The 20,912-nt window shown below is 38.1% G+C and carries 18 protein-coding genes; 10 read left to right on the forward strand and 8 right to left on the reverse strand.

The features are described from left to right. Positions 1-64 precede the first annotated feature (64 nt). From H7R46_RS00640 to H7R46_RS00655, 4 genes are all read left to right on the forward strand, one after another. A complete protein-coding gene (locus tag H7R46_RS00640; protein ID WP_032013087.1) occupies positions 65-3,370 on the forward strand; it encodes a type VI secretion system Vgr family protein in 3,306 nt (1,101 codons plus the stop codon). Positions 3,371-3,383: 13 nt separating this feature from the next. Then, positions 3,384-5,885 carry a peptidoglycan DD-metalloendopeptidase family protein gene (locus tag H7R46_RS00645; protein WP_182924235.1) on the forward strand — a complete coding sequence of 834 codons (2,502 nt, stop codon included), beginning with the start codon at positions 3,384-3,386 and terminating at the stop codon, positions 5,883-5,885. A gap of 4 nt (positions 5,886-5,889) precedes the next feature. Beyond that, positions 5,890-6,696: a hypothetical protein gene (locus H7R46_RS00650; protein ID WP_005066744.1), complete on the forward strand. Its 807-nt coding sequence runs from the start codon at positions 5,890-5,892 to the stop codon at positions 6,694-6,696. Between the two features lie 117 nt (positions 6,697-6,813). Continuing rightward, on the forward strand, positions 6,814-7,539 hold the full coding sequence (locus tag H7R46_RS00655; protein ID WP_005066746.1) for an SH3 domain-containing protein: 726 nt from the start codon (positions 6,814-6,816) through the stop codon (positions 7,537-7,539). Positions 7,540-7,603: 64 nt separating this feature from the next. Here the strand turns inward: H7R46_RS00655 and H7R46_RS00660 are convergent, their stop codons facing one another. Next, entirely contained in the window at positions 7,604-8,947 is a 1,344-nt protein-coding gene (locus H7R46_RS00660; RefSeq protein ID WP_005066749.1) for a hypothetical protein, read from the reverse strand. Positions 8,948-9,158: 211 nt separating this feature from the next. Between H7R46_RS00660 and H7R46_RS00665 the strand changes: the two genes are divergently transcribed. Next, positions 9,159-9,740, forward strand: coding sequence for a YqiA/YcfP family alpha/beta fold hydrolase (locus H7R46_RS00665; RefSeq protein ID WP_005066751.1), 582 nt, complete (start codon positions 9,159-9,161; stop codon positions 9,738-9,740). Between the two features lie 14 nt (positions 9,741-9,754). Beyond that, a complete protein-coding gene (gene parE / locus H7R46_RS00670; protein WP_005066754.1) occupies positions 9,755-11,638 on the forward strand; it encodes a DNA topoisomerase IV subunit B in 1,884 nt (627 codons plus the stop codon). Positions 11,639-11,767: 129 nt separating this feature from the next. Here parE and H7R46_RS00675 read toward each other — a convergent pair whose 3' ends face one another. Both H7R46_RS00675 and alc read right to left on the reverse strand, forming a co-directional pair. Then, the gene (locus H7R46_RS00675) at positions 11,768-12,271 is read right to left on the reverse strand and encodes an ureidoglycolate lyase (protein ID WP_005066756.1); all 504 of its coding nucleotides are present in this window, start codon (positions 12,269-12,271) and stop codon (positions 11,768-11,770) included. Further along, a complete protein-coding gene (gene alc, locus H7R46_RS00680) occupies positions 12,268-13,278 on the reverse strand; it encodes an allantoicase (RefSeq protein WP_005066758.1) in 1,011 nt (336 codons plus the stop codon). The genes H7R46_RS00675 and alc overlap by 4 nt, the downstream gene beginning before the upstream one ends. A 199-nt stretch (positions 13,279-13,477) precedes the next feature. On the opposite strand from alc, the gene hpxO reads away from it, so the two are divergent. After that, entirely contained in the window at positions 13,478-14,635 is a 1,158-nt protein-coding gene (gene hpxO / locus H7R46_RS00685) for an FAD-dependent urate hydroxylase HpxO (protein WP_005066760.1), read from the forward strand. A gap of 52 nt (positions 14,636-14,687) precedes the next feature. Here hpxO and H7R46_RS00690 read toward each other — a convergent pair whose 3' ends face one another. The 5 genes from H7R46_RS00690 to puuE all read right to left on the reverse strand — a co-directional run bounded on the left by H7R46_RS00690 (position 14,688) and on the right by puuE (position 18,815). Beyond that, the gene (locus H7R46_RS00690) at positions 14,688-15,413 is read right to left on the reverse strand and encodes an outer membrane protein OmpK (RefSeq protein WP_005066762.1); all 726 of its coding nucleotides are present in this window, start codon (positions 15,411-15,413) and stop codon (positions 14,688-14,690) included. A gap of 121 nt (positions 15,414-15,534) precedes the next feature. Beyond that, positions 15,535-16,902 (reverse strand): nucleobase:cation symporter-2 family protein, encoded by a 1,368-nt coding sequence (locus H7R46_RS00695; RefSeq protein ID WP_005066765.1) that lies wholly within the window; start codon positions 16,900-16,902, stop codon positions 15,535-15,537. A 24-nt stretch (positions 16,903-16,926) separates the two neighbouring features. Continuing rightward, complete coding sequence (uraH, locus tag H7R46_RS00700) at positions 16,927-17,250, reverse strand: hydroxyisourate hydrolase (protein WP_005066767.1); 324 nt, start codon at positions 17,248-17,250, stop codon at positions 16,927-16,929. After that, entirely contained in the window at positions 17,247-17,750 is a 504-nt protein-coding gene (gene uraD / locus H7R46_RS00705) for a 2-oxo-4-hydroxy-4-carboxy-5-ureidoimidazoline decarboxylase (RefSeq protein ID WP_005066769.1), read from the reverse strand. The genes uraH and uraD overlap by 4 nt, the downstream gene beginning before the upstream one ends. Before the next feature lie 99 nt (positions 17,751-17,849). Next, entirely contained in the window at positions 17,850-18,815 is a 966-nt protein-coding gene (gene puuE, locus H7R46_RS00710; RefSeq protein WP_005066771.1) for an allantoinase PuuE, read from the reverse strand. 252 nt (positions 18,816-19,067) lie between these two features. Here puuE and H7R46_RS00715 point away from each other — a divergent pair, with 252 nt between their 5' ends. From H7R46_RS00715 to H7R46_RS00725, 3 genes are all read left to right on the forward strand, one after another. Further along, positions 19,068-19,418 (forward strand): HPF/RaiA family ribosome-associated protein, encoded by a 351-nt coding sequence (locus H7R46_RS00715; protein WP_001019316.1) that lies wholly within the window; start codon positions 19,068-19,070, stop codon positions 19,416-19,418. Between the two features lie 153 nt (positions 19,419-19,571). Next, complete coding sequence (locus H7R46_RS00720) at positions 19,572-20,117, forward strand: ankyrin repeat domain-containing protein (protein WP_005066773.1); 546 nt, start codon at positions 19,572-19,574, stop codon at positions 20,115-20,117. 12 nt (positions 20,118-20,129) lie between these two features. Further along, positions 20,130-20,897, forward strand: coding sequence for a transporter (locus tag H7R46_RS00725; RefSeq protein ID WP_005066775.1), 768 nt, complete (start codon positions 20,130-20,132; stop codon positions 20,895-20,897). Positions 20,898-20,912: the final 15 nt, after the last annotated feature.

Genomic DNA, 20,912 nt, shown 5'->3' on the forward strand with positions numbered 1-20,912 from the left:
ATGTAGACAGATAGGTCTGTTTTTTATAAAGTGCAGCCGTTTTATATCCTTATGATTATAAAAAATGCTTTTTAATATCTTTAATGTTTTGGAAAAAATAGGGTTAAGTGCGCAGAAACGTGCCGTCCATGTGCAATTTTCTAATGAACTACTTAATAGCCAAGTTTTTTTACAACGTATAGAAGGCCAACATCAGCTAAATGGGGGATTGGAAGCTGATTTAATCTGCCTTTCAACGAGTGCCCAAATTGCATTGAAGCAGTTTATAGGTGTGCAAGTTGCCGTTGATCAGGTCACTGATTCTGGAGAATTATTTCGAACTACTGGAATTGTAACAGAAGCGAGTTATGGCCAGAGTGACGGTGCTTTAACGCTTTATAAACTCACCTTAAAAGACGCGACAAACTTATGGCACAAGCGCCGTAATAGTCGTGTTTTTATGAATAAAAGCATTATTGAAGTCACGGAAGTTTTATTTAAAGAATGGCAAGAAAGAAGTCCACTTTTTGCGACAAGTTTAAGTCTCGACCTCAGTGGGTTAAGCCAGAGTTATGATATTCGCCCATTTATCATGCAGCACAATGAGTCTGACTATGACTTTCTTACACGCTTATGGCGAAGTGAAGGCGTTAGCTGGCTAATTGATGAAGCAGAGCTTTTTGTTCCTCACTTTACTGCACCTATACAACCTCAAAAACTAAGACTCATTGATGACAATAGCCAGTACCAAGCTTTAGCACGTCGCAGCATTCGCTATCACAGAAGTAGTGCAACAGAATATCAAGATAGCATTACAGGTTTTGTTGCGGTGCGGTCTTTACAGCCGACTGCGGTACATGTGCAGCGTTGGCAACCTGATGCTCTAGCACATGAAGAAGGTGTAGGTTCAGTTATCACTACACACCTACATTCAGAGCAGTTTGATTCAGCGAGTTTGAGTCTTGAACAAGCATGGCATCTTAGTCCTGCTTGGATGCAAGATTTGAAAGGGGAAGATCAGGCCACTGCTTCAAGTAGTAATCAGCTAGAGAAATTGAATCAGCAATTTACGGATATGTATGCGAGTCAGGCCAAATACTTTAAGGCCTATAGTAGTGTTCGTGATAGCCAAGTTGGTTATTGGTTTAACCTACAGGAGCATCCTGAAATTGATCAGCATGAAGGGGCTGATCAAGAGTTCTTAATTATTGCTAAAAATTTTTATAACCAAAATAACTTACCAAAAGATTTACATCAGCAAGTTAGCCAGTTGTTAACCCAAAGTCGTTGGGATAAACATGGTTATGATGATATTGAGCGCCAAGGTAATGAGCTGACCCTAATACGCCGTCAGATCAAGACCGCACCTGAATATAATCCAGAACAGCATCGCCCAATTGCTTACCCGCAAAGAGCCAAAGTCGTGGGGCCAGAGGGAGAGACTATTCATGTTGATGAATGGGGGCGCATTAAGGTGCGTTTTCTATTCACCCGTAGTGATGATCATGGCCATGACGGTGGCGCGGGTAGCAGTGACAATGATACCGATTCAGCTTGGGTAGATGTACTGACTCCTTGGGCAGGCGAAGGCTATGGAGCACGCTTCTTACCACGTATTGGTGAAGTGGTTGTCATTGACTTCTTTGATGGCAATATTGACCGTCCATTTGTGACTGGGCGCATCCATGAAGCGCAGCGCTCACCAACCAAGTTCGATGTGAAAGGGCAGCTTCCTGATACTAAAAAACTAAGCGGAATTCGCAGTCAGGAAATCAGTGGTAGTGGCTTTAACCAATTACGCTTTGATGACACAACGGGGCAGATTAGTACCCAATTACAAAGTAGCCATGCAGCAACACAGCTGAATTTGGGTAATTTAAGCCATCCGAAAGAACAAGCGACGAGTCAGGGTCGTGGAGAAGGCTTCGAGCTAAGAACAGATGCTTGGGGAGCTGTGCGTGCAGGTAAAGGCATGCTCATTAGTACCTATGCACAAGAGCAAGCGATTGCAGACCATCTAGAGGCCGCACAAGCACAATCGTTACTTTCACAAGGTTATGAAAGCATGAAAATGCTCAGTGAAGTTGCAGCAAAGCAACAGACTGATGCTTTGAACGTGATTAATCGCTTACCCAAATTCATCCAGTCACTTGAGCTAAAAACTACAGGACAGGCATTAGATAGTACGGTGAACTTATTTAAAGAAGGCATTAATAATGATCCTATTCACGCTTTAAAAGACTGTAGTGGCTTTATTCAAGATATTGGTGCGCTAGGGGGAAATGCAAAAGGCGTTGTAGACGAATTTAATTCTTTTTTTAGCGATGCCAAAGATGCGGTAGAAAACTTAAAAGCATTTATTGAAAATGTTGAAGAGCATGGTGCCGACATCGTTAAAGGAAAACTTGCCAGTATTAAAGACCGCATTCATAAAAATCCATTTGAAAGTATTCAAGAGGTCGGAAAAGTCTTAGCGAATGTCGAGACTAAAGACTTTGACATGATGAGTGTATGTGGAACGTTTAGTAAAGGCAGTAAATTGGAAGTATCACCTTCTAAAGCATTAAGTTCTTTGCAAGGCTTTATGGAAGGTTATACCCAAGGTTTAGAAAGTAGTTCCGATACTAAACAGCAAGAAAAAGGCAAAATTTTTAGACAAGCCTTGATGTTATTAGCATCGCCAAATGGTATTGCTTTGACGACACCTGAAAATATTATTTTGCAAGCTTCGCAAGATATTGCAGAAAGTGCTAGTGGCTCAATTAACTTAAGTGCACAGAAAAATATCGTTGGGCATGCACAAGACAAAATCAGTTTGTTTGCCGCTCAAAAGGGTTTCCGTGCTTATGCAGCAAAAGGAAAGCTCGAACTACAAGCACAAGACGATGCCATTGAAGCAATTGCTAAAAAGGTCATTAAGCTCATTTCTACGGAAGAAAAAATCGAGCTTACGAGCCCAAAAGAAATTGTTTTAACAGCGGGTGGATCTCAGCTCAAAATTAATGCAGATGGCGTATTTTCAACAACAGGTGGCAAGTTTGAAAGTAAAGCTGGGCAGCATTTGTTTACGAGTGGGGCTAAGGTTTCTTATGAAGTTCCTGAATTGCCGAGTAGTGGTCCGTTCACTAAAGCATTTCATTTTGTATCCTTAGAAGGGGAGAAAATAGAGAATGCAATTATCCAAGTCTACGAAAAAATAAATGATAGTTATAAATTTAAAATAGGTTCTAAAATTGATAAGTCAATCTTTAAATTAGAAGAAAGTGAAGAAAATATTGAATATAAAGCTCTAGTTGGATTTGATGATTGGGTTTCATGGTTTGAAGAAGAAGAAGGAGAAGAAGTTGAAGAGATAGATTTAGGTGAACATTATAATCCGTTTGATAAATAATAAGGGGGATAAGATGAGTAATATACATATAGTCAAAAAAGGTGATACTCTTTGGGGTATCTCAAATAAATACCACATCAAGCTTAATGAATTAATTGAAATTAATGGATTATATGGCAGAAAGAAAAATTTACTAAAAATCGGACAACAGATATATCTAGAAAAAGAGAATGTTAAAAAATATGATACAACTTTAGTGATTAAAATTTATGATTTGAAATGGGAGCCGATTACCCATGGTAAGTTATTGCTAGAGTATGATGACAAATGTCATTTAGCGACTAGTAATGATAAAGGAGTAATAGAAGATATCCAAATTGAAGACGCTTTGAAAGGAATAAAAATAAGCTTTTATACATTAAAAAATAAATTTGAGCTTATAGCTCATCATAAAACATTGCCATTAGGTAAAAAAATACTAAAGCTAAGTTCTCGTGCAATGATGATAAAAGGTAATACTTATAAAGTTGAGGGTATACCTAGAACGAATACAAAAACAATTGAAAAAGAATTGAAAGTTAATAGTAAGAAAGTGCAGCATTCATCTGGAGCATCTGGAGCATCTGGAGCATCTGGAGCATCTGGAGCATCTGGAGCATCTGGAGCATCTGGAGCATCTGGAGCATCTGGAGCATCTGGAGCATCTGGAGCATCTGGAGCATCTGGAGCATCTGGAGCATCTGGAGCATCTGGAGCATCTGGAGCATCTGGAGCATCTGGAGCATCTGAGACAAGAATAGAAGGAGGGCTACCTGCGGTTACAGTAGCTCCAGTGTACTCAGAAGAAAATTTATATTTACATCCAGATAATGAAAAATATCGAAAAATAATTATCGACGCGGCAAAAAAATATAATTTAGCGCCACAAGCCTTGGCTGCAAAAATTAATGCGGAAGCAGGAACAAAAAAAGGTAGCCAAGAATGGAATCCTCAAGCACAAGCTTCGACATCATCAGCAGTAGGTTTGACCCAGTTTTTAAGCGGAACTTGGTATGAGATATGTACAGTTTCTACTTATAAAGACACCTTACTCCAACAATATGTTATTAAGAAAAAATTAATCTCTAATTTTAAAGAGAACATGGCACTTAAATTAATTTCGAATACAGATAAAGCAAAATTAAAAGCACTTGGGACTGACCCTACATTTTCTGTAGATTCTGCTGCCGCATATGCAAGAGCAAATATAAATATTGTTAAGAAAATATATAGTAAAATTGATAGCCTTGAACCAGGGGATCTCGCAAAAGTTGGCTATGTAGCACATCATGATGGTCCAACAGGATTTGGTAAAATAGTTGAAGCTACAAATGATCCTTCATGGTCGAAATTACAAGGACAAGTGTGTCCAAAAAATAATCCAAATTGCGATACTTATCTCAATTATAAAGAGAGGTTCAGCAATGGTAGAGATGCATATCGTTGGTGGTTATGTACTGAATATACAGATTCAAAAATTAATGTTAATCGATTTACGCTTAGTCCAAAGGACGGTAAAAAATTTAAGAATGCTCGAACAATGGAAGAAATTATTGTCTTTTTAGGTGGTAAACCTTTAGTTCGGCCAAGTAGAGATTTTGAAAAAAAGGGTACAACTGATAATTCAAAGCTAAATGATAATATCAATATTGTTATTACTTCTCTTGTAAATAATAAAGTACAAGCTAATATCTCTTATTTTGTAAAATCTAAATACGGGCTAAAACCTCACTCAACAAACGTAAATGGTCATGAAATTATACATGCTAAAAAGGGTGATAAAATTGAAGTTATTTTTAATGATCAAGTTATAGCTTCAATAAATGCAATAAATGACAAAGAGGAGTTTAAAATTAATTTCCCCTCTAAGAATATAACTAATGCATCAACAGAAAAGCAAAGCTCTAACAGCGAACAAAAATTAAATTTCAATAGATGGAGAAATCCTCTAAATGGTATTTGTCAAATAAGAAGATTTGGCTATAACTCATTACCATTAAAAGCAAATGCTAGCTCCTATAATGAAAAAAATTTAGAACAAGCAACAAAAGTTGCATCGAGATTTAATCGTACAAGCTATAGGGCTAGTGGTATTCATCAGGGAGTAGATTTAGAAGCTGATAATGGAGTTAATATTTATCCCGTTTGTGTGGGAACTATCGCAAAAGTAATACCCGCATATCCTGGTTATGGGAAAACAATTATTTTAGAATGTGATGTAAATGATTTACCTAGTTCAAAAAAAGTCTTAGCAAAAAATTTAGACACAATTTACTTTATTTATGCACATTTAAATTCTATAAATGTATCGGAAGGAGATAGTATAACGACTCTTGATACAGTTTTAGGAAAAACGGGTAATAGTGGTAATGCTGGGAGTATGACTAGAGTTGAAGATGGTTCCCATTTACATTTTGAAGTGCGTTCTGAAATAATGAAATCAATGGGTAAATCTGGAATGTCTTATAGATTAGATCCATTCCCATGGCTAGATAATTGTATGACAACTGAAAATGGTGTTAAAGTAAATAGGTAAATATATGATTAAGTATAAATTATGTCTGGCACTCATATTGGGAGCCTCAACAGTAGCTAATGCTGAGTTTAATATAGAAAATAATCCAAATCAGCCTGTATATATAAAATTAGGGTATCAGAATGTTTTAAATTCTTCCTTTATATATACTGATGTCAGCAAAAATGTAGATTTGAAAAAAAATATCGTTACTGTTCCATATGGCGAAGTTACAGTTTTACTAAATCCAGTTTTGAATAATAATAATGAGATAAAAGGAAAGGATTATTACTTTATAAACTATCAACCAAAAATTCTATTAGGAAAAAGTCAGTATAAGCTTCCTTTTGTCATTTCAGATGTTGGAGCAATTGGTACTAGTATTATTTATAATGATAATAATATTTCTATTTTTTCAATTGAAAGTTATGCAAATCCTGTGTCAAATAATAATTCAAAAAAATTTAAAAGTGATATATATATATTTAATAAAAAAAATTTAGGAATATATAATCCATCATTTTTATCAATAAATGTTAAATTAAAAAGTTTAAATGATGCTTCAATGAATTTTACAAAATTATCATCTATAAAATATAATAAAAATGATAAGTCCTATCAAGTAGTATATGATTTTCAGAAAGTAACTGAAGATTTTACTTCAACTGGAAAAGTTAATTATGAGAAGTTTCCAATTCAATATTCTTTTTCCTTGATTCCTGATAAAAATAAACCTTTTTTAATTAAAGATATTATTGAAAAGAGAAAGGGTGATAAAAATATTATTTCGAAAATTGAAAATAATGATATGTATTCATATTTTTTAAAATAGAAATATTTTAATATAAATATATTTTTATAAGCAGTAATAAATTAATATAATTTTTTGCTGCTTATAAGTAATTGGTAATATTGAAAATATTTTCTTATTAATAAAAGTTAATACCGAATGACTAAATATCTTAAATTTATAGTTTTCACTTCTTTCATGATCGGATCTACTGAGGCTTCATATGCTGATTTTGGTTTTATTCAAGATAAAGATGGGTATGTGAATGTAAGGGAAAATTCAAGTTTAAGTTCGAAAGTTATATCCAAATTAAATAATAATGAAATTGTTTCTTGTGTGATGGATGAAGAGACTAATAATTTTTATTTAGTTAATGCAAGTAATAGTGCAACAGGATTTGTCTATAAAAATAGAATAAATAATTTCAGTGGTTATACTTCTATTAAACTATCTCAATATTCTAGAGAAAAGGTTATCTATAGTGATAAAAATATAATAGTAGAAGTGTATGCAAAAAAAGCTATTTCAGATCCTAAACTGTATAAAACTTTTAAAAGTGAATATAAATATTTTAATGATAAAAAGTTTTTTGGCACAGATGGTAGTCTACCTGACAATAATTTTTTACAACTTGATAAAATTATTGTTAAAGAAAAAGATAACACAATAGAAATTAGTAGAACTGAGCTTGAGCAATATTTTTTCCCTAAAGATGGTATCGATGGGGGCAAGAACGAGCTTGCTGATTTTAAAATATATTACTTAAATAATAATATTTTTATTTTAAATACTTTGAATAATGGTGGTGCAGCAGCTTACAACATTGTTTTAAATATAAAAAATGGAAAACTAGTTGCCAATAAAGCTTGGAAGGTTGAAATTTAAAAATATTTTCTTTCTTCTACAAAAGCTAATTAATTAAAAAAGCCCAATATAAGTTGGGCTTTTTTTACGTCTCTACAATCCCTTCTAAATCTTCGAGCTTATAGTTCGGCATATCAATAATATGAGTTTGAATACCCTCTTGAACATAATCATTCACATGAGGATATAACCAGCGAGTGATCTGTTCGGCAACACTCGAGTGATACTGAATTTCAAAATGATTTAAGCCATAAAACACGGCTTTATGTGAGTCTGGAACTTTAAGCTGAAAACGTGGATTAGGGTGTTCGCCTAGCGCGCTTTTTACACTCACTAAGTAGTCGCCAATTACTGTTAACGCTTTATTGCGCACCTTTTCAAATTCTAAGGTCCCTGCAACTAAAAAGGTGTTAATATGTGAAGGCAGTGGAGCAGGCGCACGGTTATCATCCATCATCCCAATACGGGCATCCATATGTTCCCAATCATCATCACGAACGCTACCGTGGCGTAGGTCTAAAATACCATTACTACGAATATTAACCAGTTGACCGAGTAAACCCACAAAAGGGAATGCCCCAAGTTTATCTTGTATAGCAAAGCCAAAGCGCTCAAGTACTGCACCATGGTGTGGGGAACCAATACAGACAAGGTTCTCGACCATATGAATCCATTGATACATATTTTGTTTGCCATAAAATAAAGCACTACGAGATACTAGTCCGCCCATACTATGGCCAATGATATCAATACTGGTAATCCTTGGATTACGTTGTACCAAATCTTCTAATAAGTTTGAAAAACTGCGCCCATTGGCTGAAATGCGTCGGCCTGTATTGTAATTTAAATACAACATGGTGTTATGGTCACGCTGCGCTAACAGGCGCTCACCAATGCCGCCATAGTGTGCATTTGACCAAGTCAGATGATTCATACACAAACCATGAGCTAAAATCACTATGCGGCCTGCAAGTTCCCCTTGCTGTATTGCACCGTAGTGATCGTATAGCACCATAGGTAAGGCGAGGGGACTATGCTGTTTAAGTAGATAATCTCCAAAAATCCCATTCAAAATGCCGACTAAAAAATGAAGGCTTGGGGTGAGCGGTTTTTCGTGAAGTGTGGGATATTTTTCAATAATATGACGTAAGCTTGGCGCTAAAAAACAACTACCGTATTTTTGTAAAGCGCCATAAGAAAACTGATATGCCTTTTGTACAAATGGTCGTTTTTGAAAGTTTTTAGCATTTTGTGTACTCACACCAAAAGCATTTTTTAATACTTCAATATTAATAACTTGAATTAATTCATGTACACCATTTAAGCTGGTACTGAACAGTTGAGCTAAACCTTCTAATACGTCTGCCTGACTAGGTGGCGTACGATCCCATTTACAATAAGTTTCATGTAGTGGTGTTAAGCTCGGCATATCTTTTCCCCATATACGTTATAACCGACGTTTTAAGCTGTACTTTTTATCAACGGCAGCTAACGTTTCCATCTTAGTAGTTTAAATAACACATGTTTTTAAAATACTGATGAATGGTTAGTTGAGTGGTTTTTCTTGTCTGACAATAGTGTTTTTATATACAAACTGAGAACAAAAATGTGAGTTTATTCTCAATTTAGAGGGAAAATATATGAATATTATCTACCTCCATGGCTTTAATAGTAGCTCTCTTTCAATTAAAGGGCTGAGCCTTAAGCAGTATTGTAGCGAATTGGGCATAAATGTGCATTTGCCAGACTTAAATAGATCTCCTGATCTAGTGGTTGAGCAAGTTTCAGAGCTGATAGAGTCTTTACAAGATGTAGCCTTAGTCGGTAGTAGCCTTGGCGGGTTTTTTGCGACATATTTTGTCGCGAAATATAATGTTCCAGCTGTACTGATTAACCCTGCTATGCAACCATGGAAGCTGTTTGATGAGTTATTTCAAGTTGAAAGTATGCCCTATGTGGTGAATGATCAATGGTCAATTGACCATGTTCAGTTACGGCAGTTACAACAACTGGAACTGAAACAACCTGAAAATGCCGACAAAATACTCGTCTTATTGCAACAAGGCGACGAAATTTTGGATTATCGTCAAGCACAACGCTATTATAGTGCTGCAACGCCATCCTCATTGATTTTGACGGATGCTCATGGCAATCATGCTATGGAAGATTTTGAAGAAAAATTACCGTTAGTGATCGAATTCTTTGCGCACACCATCAAATAAGGAAAACGTACAACGTGACACAATATACGGCTCAATCGCTTGAAGTTCTTTCTGGTTTAGACCCTGTTCGTCGTCGTCCAGGGATGTATACCGATACGACTCGACCTAACCATTTAGCCCAAGAAGTTATTGATAATGCTGTTGATGAAGCATTAGCTGGTCATGCCGACAAAATATGTGTCACGGTTTATAAAGATGGTTCGTTGTCGGTTGAAGATAATGGCCGTGGTATGCCGGTCGATATACATCCTGAATATGGCCAAAGTGGTATCGAAATTATTCTGACTAAGCTCCATGCAGGTGGTAAATTCAGTACCGATAACTACCAGTTTTCAGGTGGTTTGCATGGTGTGGGGATTTCCGTTGTAAATGCTTTATCAACACGAGTTGAGGTCGAAGTTCAGCGTCAGGGTAATTTATACCAGATGGCCTTTGAGCAAGGGGAACCAGTAGCACCTTTAGCAGTGCTAGAAGGTAAAGCACCGAAACGTGCGACAGGTACAACGGTACATTTTTGGCCAGAAGCAAAATATTTTGATAGTCCAAAATTTGCTTTAAAAGCACTTAAACACAATTTAAAAGCCAAAGCTGTTTTAGCGGCTGGTTTAAAAATTATTTATATTGATCAAATTAACGATGAAAAAATCGAATGGCAATTTGAAAATGGCCTCGTCGATTATTTGATGGATGAATTGCAAGACCGCGAAATCTTGCCAAACCCTGCTTTTGTGAGCAGTGGTCAGGCAGACCGTGCGGCGTGTGAATTTGCAATTTGTTGGAATGTAGAAGGCGGCGAGCAGGTTCAAGAAAGTTACGTCAACTTAATTCCAACTGCACAAGGCGGTACTCATGTGAACGGTTTACGTTCAGGTGTTACCGAGGCATTGCGCGAGTTCTGTGAGTTACGTAATTTGCTACCACGAAACCTCAAGCTTTCGGCAGAAGATGTTTGGGATGGTGTGAACTATATCTTGTCGCTCAAGTTCCAAGAGCCTCAGTTTTCAGGTCAAACCAAAGAGCGTCTTTCGAGTCGTGAAGCATCAAATATTGTTTTAAATATTGCTAAAGATGCTTTTTCACTCTGGCTCAACCAACATGCTGAAATTGCCATGCAACTTGCTGAAATGGCAATTTCTAAAGCAGGGCGCCGTTTAAAAGCTGCGAAAAAAGTTGAGCGTAAAAAGATTGTTTCTGGCCCGGCTTTACCGGGTAAGCTGGCGGACTGCGTGGGCCAAACACGTGAAGAAAGTGAACTCTTTATTGTTGAGGGTGACTCTGCGGGCGGTAGTGCCAAGCAGGCGCGCGATAAAAACTTTCAAGCGATCATGCCAATTCGTGGAAAAATCTTAAATACGTGGGAAGTTTCTTCAGATGAAGTATTGGCTTCTCAAGAGGTCCACGACATTGCGATTGCGATTGGTGTAGACCCAGGCAGTGATGATTTATCAGAACTGCGTTATGGCAAAATCTGTATTTTGGCCGATGCCGACTCGGACGGTTTACACATTGCGACTTTGCTTTGTGCTTTATTCGTTAAACACTTCCCAGCATTGGTTGAAGAAGGACATTTGTATGTGGCAATGCCACCATTGTTCCGTATCGACATTGGTAAAGATGTCTATTACGCGCTTGATGATGATGAGCTTGAAGCTATTTTGAAAAATGTTAAAGGTAATCGAAATCCGCAAATTACCCGATTCAAAGGGTTGGGGGAGATGAACGCGATTCAATTACGTGAAACGACTATGGATCCGAACACGCGTCGTTTAGTTCAGCTCGACCTAGATGATGTTCACTTAACGGCAGGTTTACTCGACAAGTTGCTTGCGAAAAAGCGTTCGGCAGATCGTAAGCAGTGGCTTGAGCAGAAGGGTAACTTAGCTGATATTACTGTTTAGAAAAATGAAAAAACCCCGCTCAATTAGCGGGGGTTTTTTTATATAAACCTAAGATTGTTAGAAATGACCACAACGATTCCTGCTATTAAGGTTTAGACCATTAAATTAGACAGATCTGTATATTTTAATTTAGGTCGTAATTTTTATAGCATGTGGAAATTGAAAAATATCACAATTCGCTCCCCCTCCAATTCGATCTACTACTGCAAAATCACTTGGTGCTTCAAAGGTAAGCAAAGGATGATGCCATGTGCCTGCCCGATAATTGATGCTTTGCTGTCCGTTTGAAATAAAAGCACATAACTTTGAAATATCAGGAGTATTTTCATCCAAAGCGGGTGCAACAATAATTAAAAACTTTTGTTGCTGTAGTGGAATAAATGCCTGAGAGCCTTTCGGATGGCGCTCTAGCATTGAAATTTCCAGAGGCAGCACACTGGCCTTAATATTACGGAAAATACTAATTCCTGCCTTTGCTTCCCCTTCAATTTCAGTTTCAACGAGCGCATGATAGCGCTCAGTGTGGGCATCGTTAATATGAAAAAAGTCATGCCCATCGCAACAAATGACTTCTCCAAAGGACTGAAAGTTCTCAATGGTTAATGGCTGAATTTGAACATTCTTCATGATCATGACTTGGTAATTTTTCCCCATAAACGAACACGACTAATACCACCGTCTGGAATCATGTTAATACGAATATGCGAGATTTTTTCATGCTGTAAAATCTCATTCACATATTCATGAATATGATCCATTTGCATCGGTTGGGCTTCTAGTAAGTAAGACCAAAACATACTTTGAGGAATTAACTGTGCATCGGTTGCATTTTCGAGGTAAACCGCCTGAATAGATACTTGGGCAGGGAAGTTTCCTTTAAAATGAGCCGTATCAATTTCAAGTTTCTCAATTTTTCCGCTTTTACCCAACGCAAGAATACACCAGTCATAACCCGGTGCACGGCGGCGTTTGGTTTCCCATCCATCGCCCATGTTGACTCCACGGCCTGGGTTAATCAAATTACGAGGATGTCCAAAGTGAGCATCGCTATACGCAACTACGCGGCCACCATTTTCGAGGGCCAATAAATCGAGAGTCTGTTCGCTGTCAGTTACCTGAATATGAACATCACCATAGACACGTAAACGGGCAATACCACCATCTGGGAAAATGTTAAGGCGTATATGAGTGAAAAGTGCATCATTATTGACCATAAAAATATGATGTTGGCTTGGGCCGAGTTCAGTATTTTCTAAAACATTTTCCCATTTTGCTCCTGTCAGGTCCCCATTTGGTGCATAACATGCTTCTAATGATGCAGAGGCAGGATAATTTCCTGTAAAAAAGCTGGTATCAATATCAAGAGCAGTGATTTTTCCACTTACGCCTAACTTCACGATACACCAATCATAACCTGCGTGACGCTTACGACGCGTTTCCCAGCCGTCCATCCATTTGCCGTTATCATCAAATTTATCTTCAACAAAAATAGGTGCATCAAATTGCAGCATACGCTTTGCTTCTGCAAAGAAATCATCTGAACACTCAATGACTTGTGCACCAATTCGGGCATCTGCCAAATTGGTTTTAGTATTCAAAATCTCAGGAAGTTCAAAAGCTGGAGCGTGCAATGTTGCCATAATGGGGTATCCGTATTTCTTGTTAAAAACATGATTTTTCATTTAAAACTGCGCTAACACGGAGCGTGCCAAGTCGAGTTTTATACATAAATATATAAGCATGGTGCATGCCAGTTTTGTGGAAAAGCTAAATAAATTTTGAACGATGGCATGTTTTTAGCATAAGCACTCTATAGGTGAATATCTATAGGAGAGTGTTATGAATGTGGTGATTATTGGTGCAGGAATGGGAGGTCTAACCACAGGCATTGCATTAAAGAAATTTGGTCACCAAGTTCGCATTTTTGAGCAAACTGAAAAAATTCTTCCTGTCGGCGCGGCAATTTCGCTGTGGTCGAATGGTGTGAAATGTCTGAACTATCTGGGATTAACTGACAAAATCGCCAAACTTGGTGGACAAATGGATGATTTGGCCTATGTGGATGGTTTAACTGGAGATGTGATGACACAATTCAGTTTACTGCCATTAATTGAAGAAGTGGGCCAACGACCTTATCCGGTTGCACGTGCTGATTTACAAAATATGTTGATGGATGAATTTGGTCGTAATCAGATTTATTTAGGCAAAAAAATGGTCAGCCTTGAAGACAAAGCTGATTATGTAGAAGTTCATTTTGCAGATGGTAGTTCAACGCAGGCTGATCTATTAATTGGGGCGGACGGCACTCATTCACTTACACGGACCTATGTGTTGGGGCAGCAAGTACAGCGCCGTTACGCAGGTTATGTAAATTGGAATGGTTTGGTTGAGATCTCTGAAGATTTGGCTCCAGCCCAGCAATGGACGACTTATGTGGGCGAAGGCAAGCGAGCTTCTTTAATGCCAGTTGCAGATGGAAAGTTCTATTTCTTTTTAGATGTGCCTTTACCAGCAGGGTTAGATAATAATCGAGATGAATATAAAAAACTTTTAAAACAATATTTTGTTGATTGGTGCCAACCCGTACAGCAGCTTATTGAACGCTTAGACCCGCAAAAAACCAATCGGGTAGAAATCCATGATATTGAACCGTTTACACAGTTTTATAAAGGTCGTATAGTGATTTTGGGTGACGCTGCACATAGCACGACACCTGATATTGGGCAAGGCGGCTGCCAAGCCATGGAAGATGCGATTTATTTAGCGCGCTCTCTGCAAATTAACACTTTGGGGCTAGAGGATGCTTTACGTCGCTATCAAAACAAGCGTAATGAACGTGCCAATGAATTGGTACTTCGTGCACGTAAACGTTGTGATGTGACACATATGAAAGATGAAGCCGTTACACAAGCATGGTATGAAGAATTACGCCGTGAACAAGGTGGACATATTATGCAGGGGATTATTAGTAATATTGTGGGTAATCCACTTGATTAAAAACAAAAACAGCAAGGAATTTTCCTTGCTGTTTATCTTCTAAATTTGGATTTTAGAAGTGGTATTTAACCAATGCACTAACGTTATTTTCGTCGGCACCTTTAATACCAAATTTGTTATTCCATACTGAGTGTTCGATACCTAGGTATAGGCGTGTATCAGGAGAAATGTGTTTACCTACATTCCATTTCCACTGAGTTGTCCAGTTCAACTCGCTCGCATGGTCGCCTTCAGCAGTTGACCAATCAAGGAAACCATCTACCAAGAAATCTTCAGATGCGAGTTTAAATGGAATACCATAAACGAATGTCATTTGATAATCGTCGTCAATGTTCTCATTATTTGCACGGTAGAAGTTTAAATTTGCATATTGGAAATATGGGATATCTAAATCAACTGCAAAACCATAAAGGAAGTTGTCGAAGTTGTTGCCGTCTTCACTGTTACCTTCCCAAGTAGTACTAATGAGTACATCTTTGATTGGGCCATACGACAGTTTTTTACCAGACACTTCGCCTAAACTTAGACGTGGTGATAACTCGAAGTAAGTACTCTTGTGGTCATTTTCACCACGCATGCGGTCCATAAAGAAAAACACATCAGCGTATTTAACTTTTGCTGCATATTCCAAAGTAATCGTGGTTTCTTTGTCATCTACAACTTCATAGTTTTCACCATAAAGTCCAGTCACACTAAAATCTTGCCAGATTGGTTTCGCCTGAACCATGGCAGTTGCAGATAACAAGGCACAAGTCGCCGCAAGTTGCTTTAATTGCATTTAAATGATCTCCCCCCAAATAAAGCACGCTAAGGATACAGGGTCTTAAGCAAAAATGAAGCCAAATTTGATCAACGGTTAAAAAAAAGCCCACCGAAGTGGGGCGCTAAAAATTAAATCTTTAATGAGTATTTCTTGTATTTATTGTTTGGCTTAAATGTGGAGTACGCGAGCTACGAAATGAGGGTAAATGATTAAATAATAAATTCAATAAGATAGCAAAGATACATGTTGAACTAATGCCCGAATGGAACAAAGTTTGTACCCAAACTGGGAAATGAGCATAAAACTCATGGTTAATAATTGGGATCATCCCAGCTGATAAAGCGGTTGCGACAATAATTAAATTTTTCTGATCGTTATAATCTATTTTTGCCAAAGTGCGAATTCCACTCGCTGCAACCGACCCAAACAAGACCAAACCTGCACCACCAAGTACGGGCATTGGAATCGCTGCAATCAAACGACCCATAATAGGTAGTAGACCCAAAATAATCAGAATAACACCGCCTGCTGCGACTACAAAGCGGCTTTTGATGCCTGTAATCGCAACCAGTCCAACATTTTGGGCAAAAGCACTTTGCATGAAAGAACCAAAGATAGGCGCAAAAGCACTTGAGAACATATCTGCACGAACACCATTGGCGATACGTTTTGAATCGACTTCAGTTCCTACAATGTCTCCGACAGCAATAATATCGGCTGTGGTTTCCGTCATAATCACTAAGGTAACGATTAGCATCGATAAAATTGCACTTAGCTCGAAAGTCGGTAAACCAAATGCAAATAAGTGTGGAAATTGGAGCCATGCGCCTGAACTCACCTGACTAAAATCACCAAAACCCATCAGGTAGGCGAGGGTAGTACCAGCCACAATAGCCAACAAAATTGATAAACGACGAATGCTTGCTTGCGGCAGCATATTTAGAACGATCACAATGCCTAAGGTCAGCAGTGCCAAAGAGATATTTTCTACGCTACCCCAGTCAGGCGCTTTGTTGTTGCCGCCCATCATCCAGCGAATCGCAACGGGTAACAAAGATAGACCAATAATCGTGATAACGCATCCCGTCACAACAGGTGGGAAAAAACGAATAATTTTTGAAAAGTAAGGTGCAAGGCATAGCCCAATTAGAGAGGCGGCAATGACCGCACCGTAGACAGCAGGTAAACCACCGCCTGTAGTGATAATGGCGACCATGGTGGCCACACCCGCAAAAGATACACCCTGTACCAGAGGTAATTTTGCGCCTAAATATTTAGTTCCGATTGTTTGGATCAGGGTTGCCAATCCACCTACAAATAGGGCCGCTGCAATTAACATTCCGATTTGTGCTGAGCTTAAGCCAGCTGCCGTTCCAATAATCAAAGGCGGGGCTACAATGCCACCATACATGGTCAGCACATGCTGTAAGCCGTAAGCAAAACTTTTGGAAATTCCTAAATATTCATGCTCTGGAGAAATTGCATTTTTTTGCTGATGATTCATATTTTTCTCCTATTTATAATTGAGTTAGCTACCGCGATAAGTGGAGTAAGCAAATGGGCTAATCAGTAATGGAATGTGATAATGCTGATTGATGTCTTCTATAAAAAATTGGATACAAACACGTGGGAAAAAAGTTTTGACTTGCTGCGATGAAAAATAAGGAGCAATTTCAAATTCAAGCTGATAAGCACCTTCTGCAAAGTCTGTTATTCCAAAATCACTCACTCGACCATCTTGATTAGTGGTTGCTGTCGCTATCAGCTCATGGGTTGCTGCATGAAACAACTTCACTTCTACGTCTGCAGCTGGTTTACCTAAATTCGTATCTAAAATATGAGTGCTGATCATGCTTGTATTTCCTGAGATAGACGTAATAGAGCAATCGCTGCAAGTTGCTCATGTACAATTGTTTTTTCGATAGCTAAGTCGTTTTGTAGTCGTTCATGTAGCTTTTTTAAAATTTCATCGCTACTGAGGCCTGCCGCTTTAATTAAAAAAATAAAGCCAAACTTTTGTTCATAATCAAGATTACCTTGAAGCAGAGCTTGTTGTGTTAGTTCATCTAAAGAAATGCCAGCTTGTTCTTTAGATGAAAAATCTTGCTCTTTTGCATTGAGTTGTTTTTTAGCTTGGCGTTCACCGATTTTTGGATGGGTTGCTAAAGCCGCTAGTATCTCTTGCCATGACCACATTTGACTTAACTGTTCTGCATATTCCAAAAGAGATGATTTTGTTGAATAGGGGCGATTTGAGATGATTTTTTCGGCCCATGCTTGAATGTGGACACAGTTTTTTAACAAAGTCTTGAGTTGTTCTGGTGGGGCTTGATTAAACTCGGCTAAAAACACTGTTATTCCTAAACTCGTTATCTTGATATAGAGTTTTAGCAATAACAGTGCCAATAGCGAGTTTTAATTCGCTTAAGGATTTTGAAAATTAAAAATCAATTATTTAGTTATGTGATTTTTATACCAATGTTCAGCAATTTCCTGACGACGACATATCCAGACCCGATCGTGCATTTGAATATAGTCGAGAAATTTCTGTAGTGCTTTAAAACGACCCGGACGCCCTAAAATGCGGCAATGCATTCCAATCGACATCATTTTTGGTGCAGTTTCTCCCTCTGCATACAACACATCAAAACTATCTTTCAAATATTGAAAAAACTGTTCTGAACTATTAAATCCGCCTGGTGAACAGAACTTCATGTCGTTACATTCTAAAGTGTAAGGAATAATCAGATGAGGACGTGATGCGCCATCAGCATTGGTAAGCGTTGTCCAAAAAGGCAGGTCATCACCATAATAATCTGAGTCATATTGTATTTGTGGAAACTCTGCGAGTAACTGACGTGTATTGGGGCTGTCACGTCCGGTGTACCAACCTATCACTTTATTTTCAAAAAGGTTTTCTAAGACAGTTAAAGCCTGCTCCATATGCTGTTTTTCGACTTCAATATCGGTATCTTGATAGTGAAGCCAGCGGTAACCATGAGAAACCACATCATAATCAGCTTGCTTAATCGCTTCTACAATATAAGGGTTGCGGGCAAGTGCCATTGCAACCCCAAAAATGGTCATTGGAAGTTTGCGCTTTTGAAATTCACTATGAATGCGCCAAAAACCCGCACGTGAACCATATTCGTACATAGAGTCCATCGACATATGTTTAGCTGGGTAACTTGCGGCACCAATAATCTCTGATAAAAACTGTTCTGAGCCATCATCGCCATGCTCTATATGTTTTTCGCCACCTTCTTCATAATTAAGAACAAATTGCACAGCAACCTTGGCATTATTAGGCCATTTAACTTGTGGCGGTTGCCCGTGATATCCGATTAAATCACGTGAATAAGGAGACTTCTGGATTTGCTCAATAAGCTCTGCTCCAGATAGATAAGATTTGGACACGATTGCTCTCCTTTTGTTCAATTTTTCATAAAAATTTAAAAAATCAGCTTGCATATTTTTATAGATGGACTGATATTGAAGGTATGAAGATCTTCAAAATAAATTAAAAGCAGTACGTTTAAGTCAGGAGATAACAAACCATTACACCATCAAAATGTACAATTGAAGTCAGTTCATGCATGCTTAAAACATGCCAACATAAAAAAGTTTTGCATAGAAAAGATCCACAGTAAGAAAGAGAGGATGGTATTTATGAATATTGAAATCCGCACAGATAAAAACATCCATAACAGCGAACGTTTAATTACTTATGTACGTGCAGAACTTACTCAAGAATTCCAACGTCATAGCGAACGTATTACGCATTTTTCGGTTCATTTTAGTGATGAAAATGGGGACAAAGGTGGTGACAAAGATATCCACTGTATGATTGAAGCTCGTCCTTCAGGTTTGAAACCAGTTGCAGTACATCATAAAGCAGGAAATATTGACGCCTCGATTCATGGCGCGATTGAAAAATTAAAACGTAGCCTTGAACATACTTTTGAGAAAAAAGAACACCCGAGAGGTGGTCAACCAGAATTCATTGATGATGAAGTTTAATTTAAAATGCTAAAAAGCCCTTCGGGGCTTTTTTTATATTTGATGAAAATAAAACTATTCACAACATTAGGTTTGCAATGCGATGCAATCAACCTCTAAAATCTTCAGAAGAGATTAGGCATAATAGCCCTAATATATTTTTGAGAGATGGTCATGTTAACCACCCAGCAGCAAGCTTTAATTAAAGCCATAGAAGAATTAGAACTCGCGCAAGTGCAAAAATTACTTGCTGAAGGACTTGATCCGAACTTTATTGATCCGGAACAAGGGCCACCTGTATCAATCATTTGTGATGGAATTTTTAAATGGTGGGAAGATGTATCAGAAGCTTATGAAGCGGGTACACCACTATCAAAAGAAGAAAAGCAACAATCATTACAAGTTTACCTCGATATTCTCGAAGCTTTGATTCAAGCCAAAGCGAATGTACACCTTTGGGATGCGGAAGAGTTTTATGGTCCTTTATGGGATGCGGCAAGCTCGGCATGTGCGCCAGCCGTTCAACGTTTATTAAATGAAAAAGTTGATCCAAACACACGCGATGAAGAAGGACTCACTATTTTATCTTCAATCAGTCAGTTGTTCTTTGATTGTGACTTTGATGAAATAGATTGGTCAGAAGCGCTTCAAGAAGAGCGTGAAACATTAGAATTATTGCGCCAACATGGGGCAAAAATGTCAAAAGAACTAACTACTTGATTGGATAATAGAATGAGAACATTTCAAATTTTAACTTTTGCTTTGACCACTGTTGCCGCAGGAAGTACTTTTGCTGCAGAGTTCTCTTTTGACCGCCCAGGTGCTGGCTTTGGAACAGGGATTACTCCAGTTGGTAAATTGGCTTGGGAACAAGGTTTGCCAAGTGCAACTTATACAGAGTCAACGGTTGATGGCGTCAAAGAAAAGACCGTAACTGTAAATGAAGATATGTTATTCCGTACCGGTTTAGCTGATGGTTTGGAATTACAATTAGGATGGCAAGGTCCAGCATGGACTCAAACTAAACGTGCTGGTAAAAAACACGATACGTCAGGCTTTGGTGATGTCAGCATCGGTTTGAAAAAAGCAATTGATCTAAAAGATGAAAACTTATCAATGGCTGTGTTAGCTGAAGCGATCATTGCCACTGGAAATGATGAATTTACTGCGCATGACGATATTTATAGCTTAAGTTCAGCAGTCGCTTATAAATATAATGACTTAGTCGGCACATCAATTACCATGCGCTACGAAGTACAAAATAGTAACTGGGCAGTAACTGCAATCCCGACGATTGATTATAAAATCGCAGGTAAGCTGTCAGGTTATTCTGAGTTTATTTACCGTAAAGCTGAAAGCCAAGACTACGAATATGGTTTAGGGACAGGTTTAGTCTACGCTGTAAATGATCGTACTCAGCTCGATGCAAGTATCGGGGTTGATTTAGAGGGTCAAGATAAGAGCTACAACGGTGGCTTAGGCGTGGCATTCTTGTTCTAATCGAAGCAATTTAAA

Origin of the sequence: Acinetobacter sp. BEC1-S18-ESBL-01 (assembly GCF_014169935.1) — a bacterium.
GTDB lineage: Bacteria > Pseudomonadota > Gammaproteobacteria > Pseudomonadales > Moraxellaceae > Acinetobacter > Acinetobacter pittii.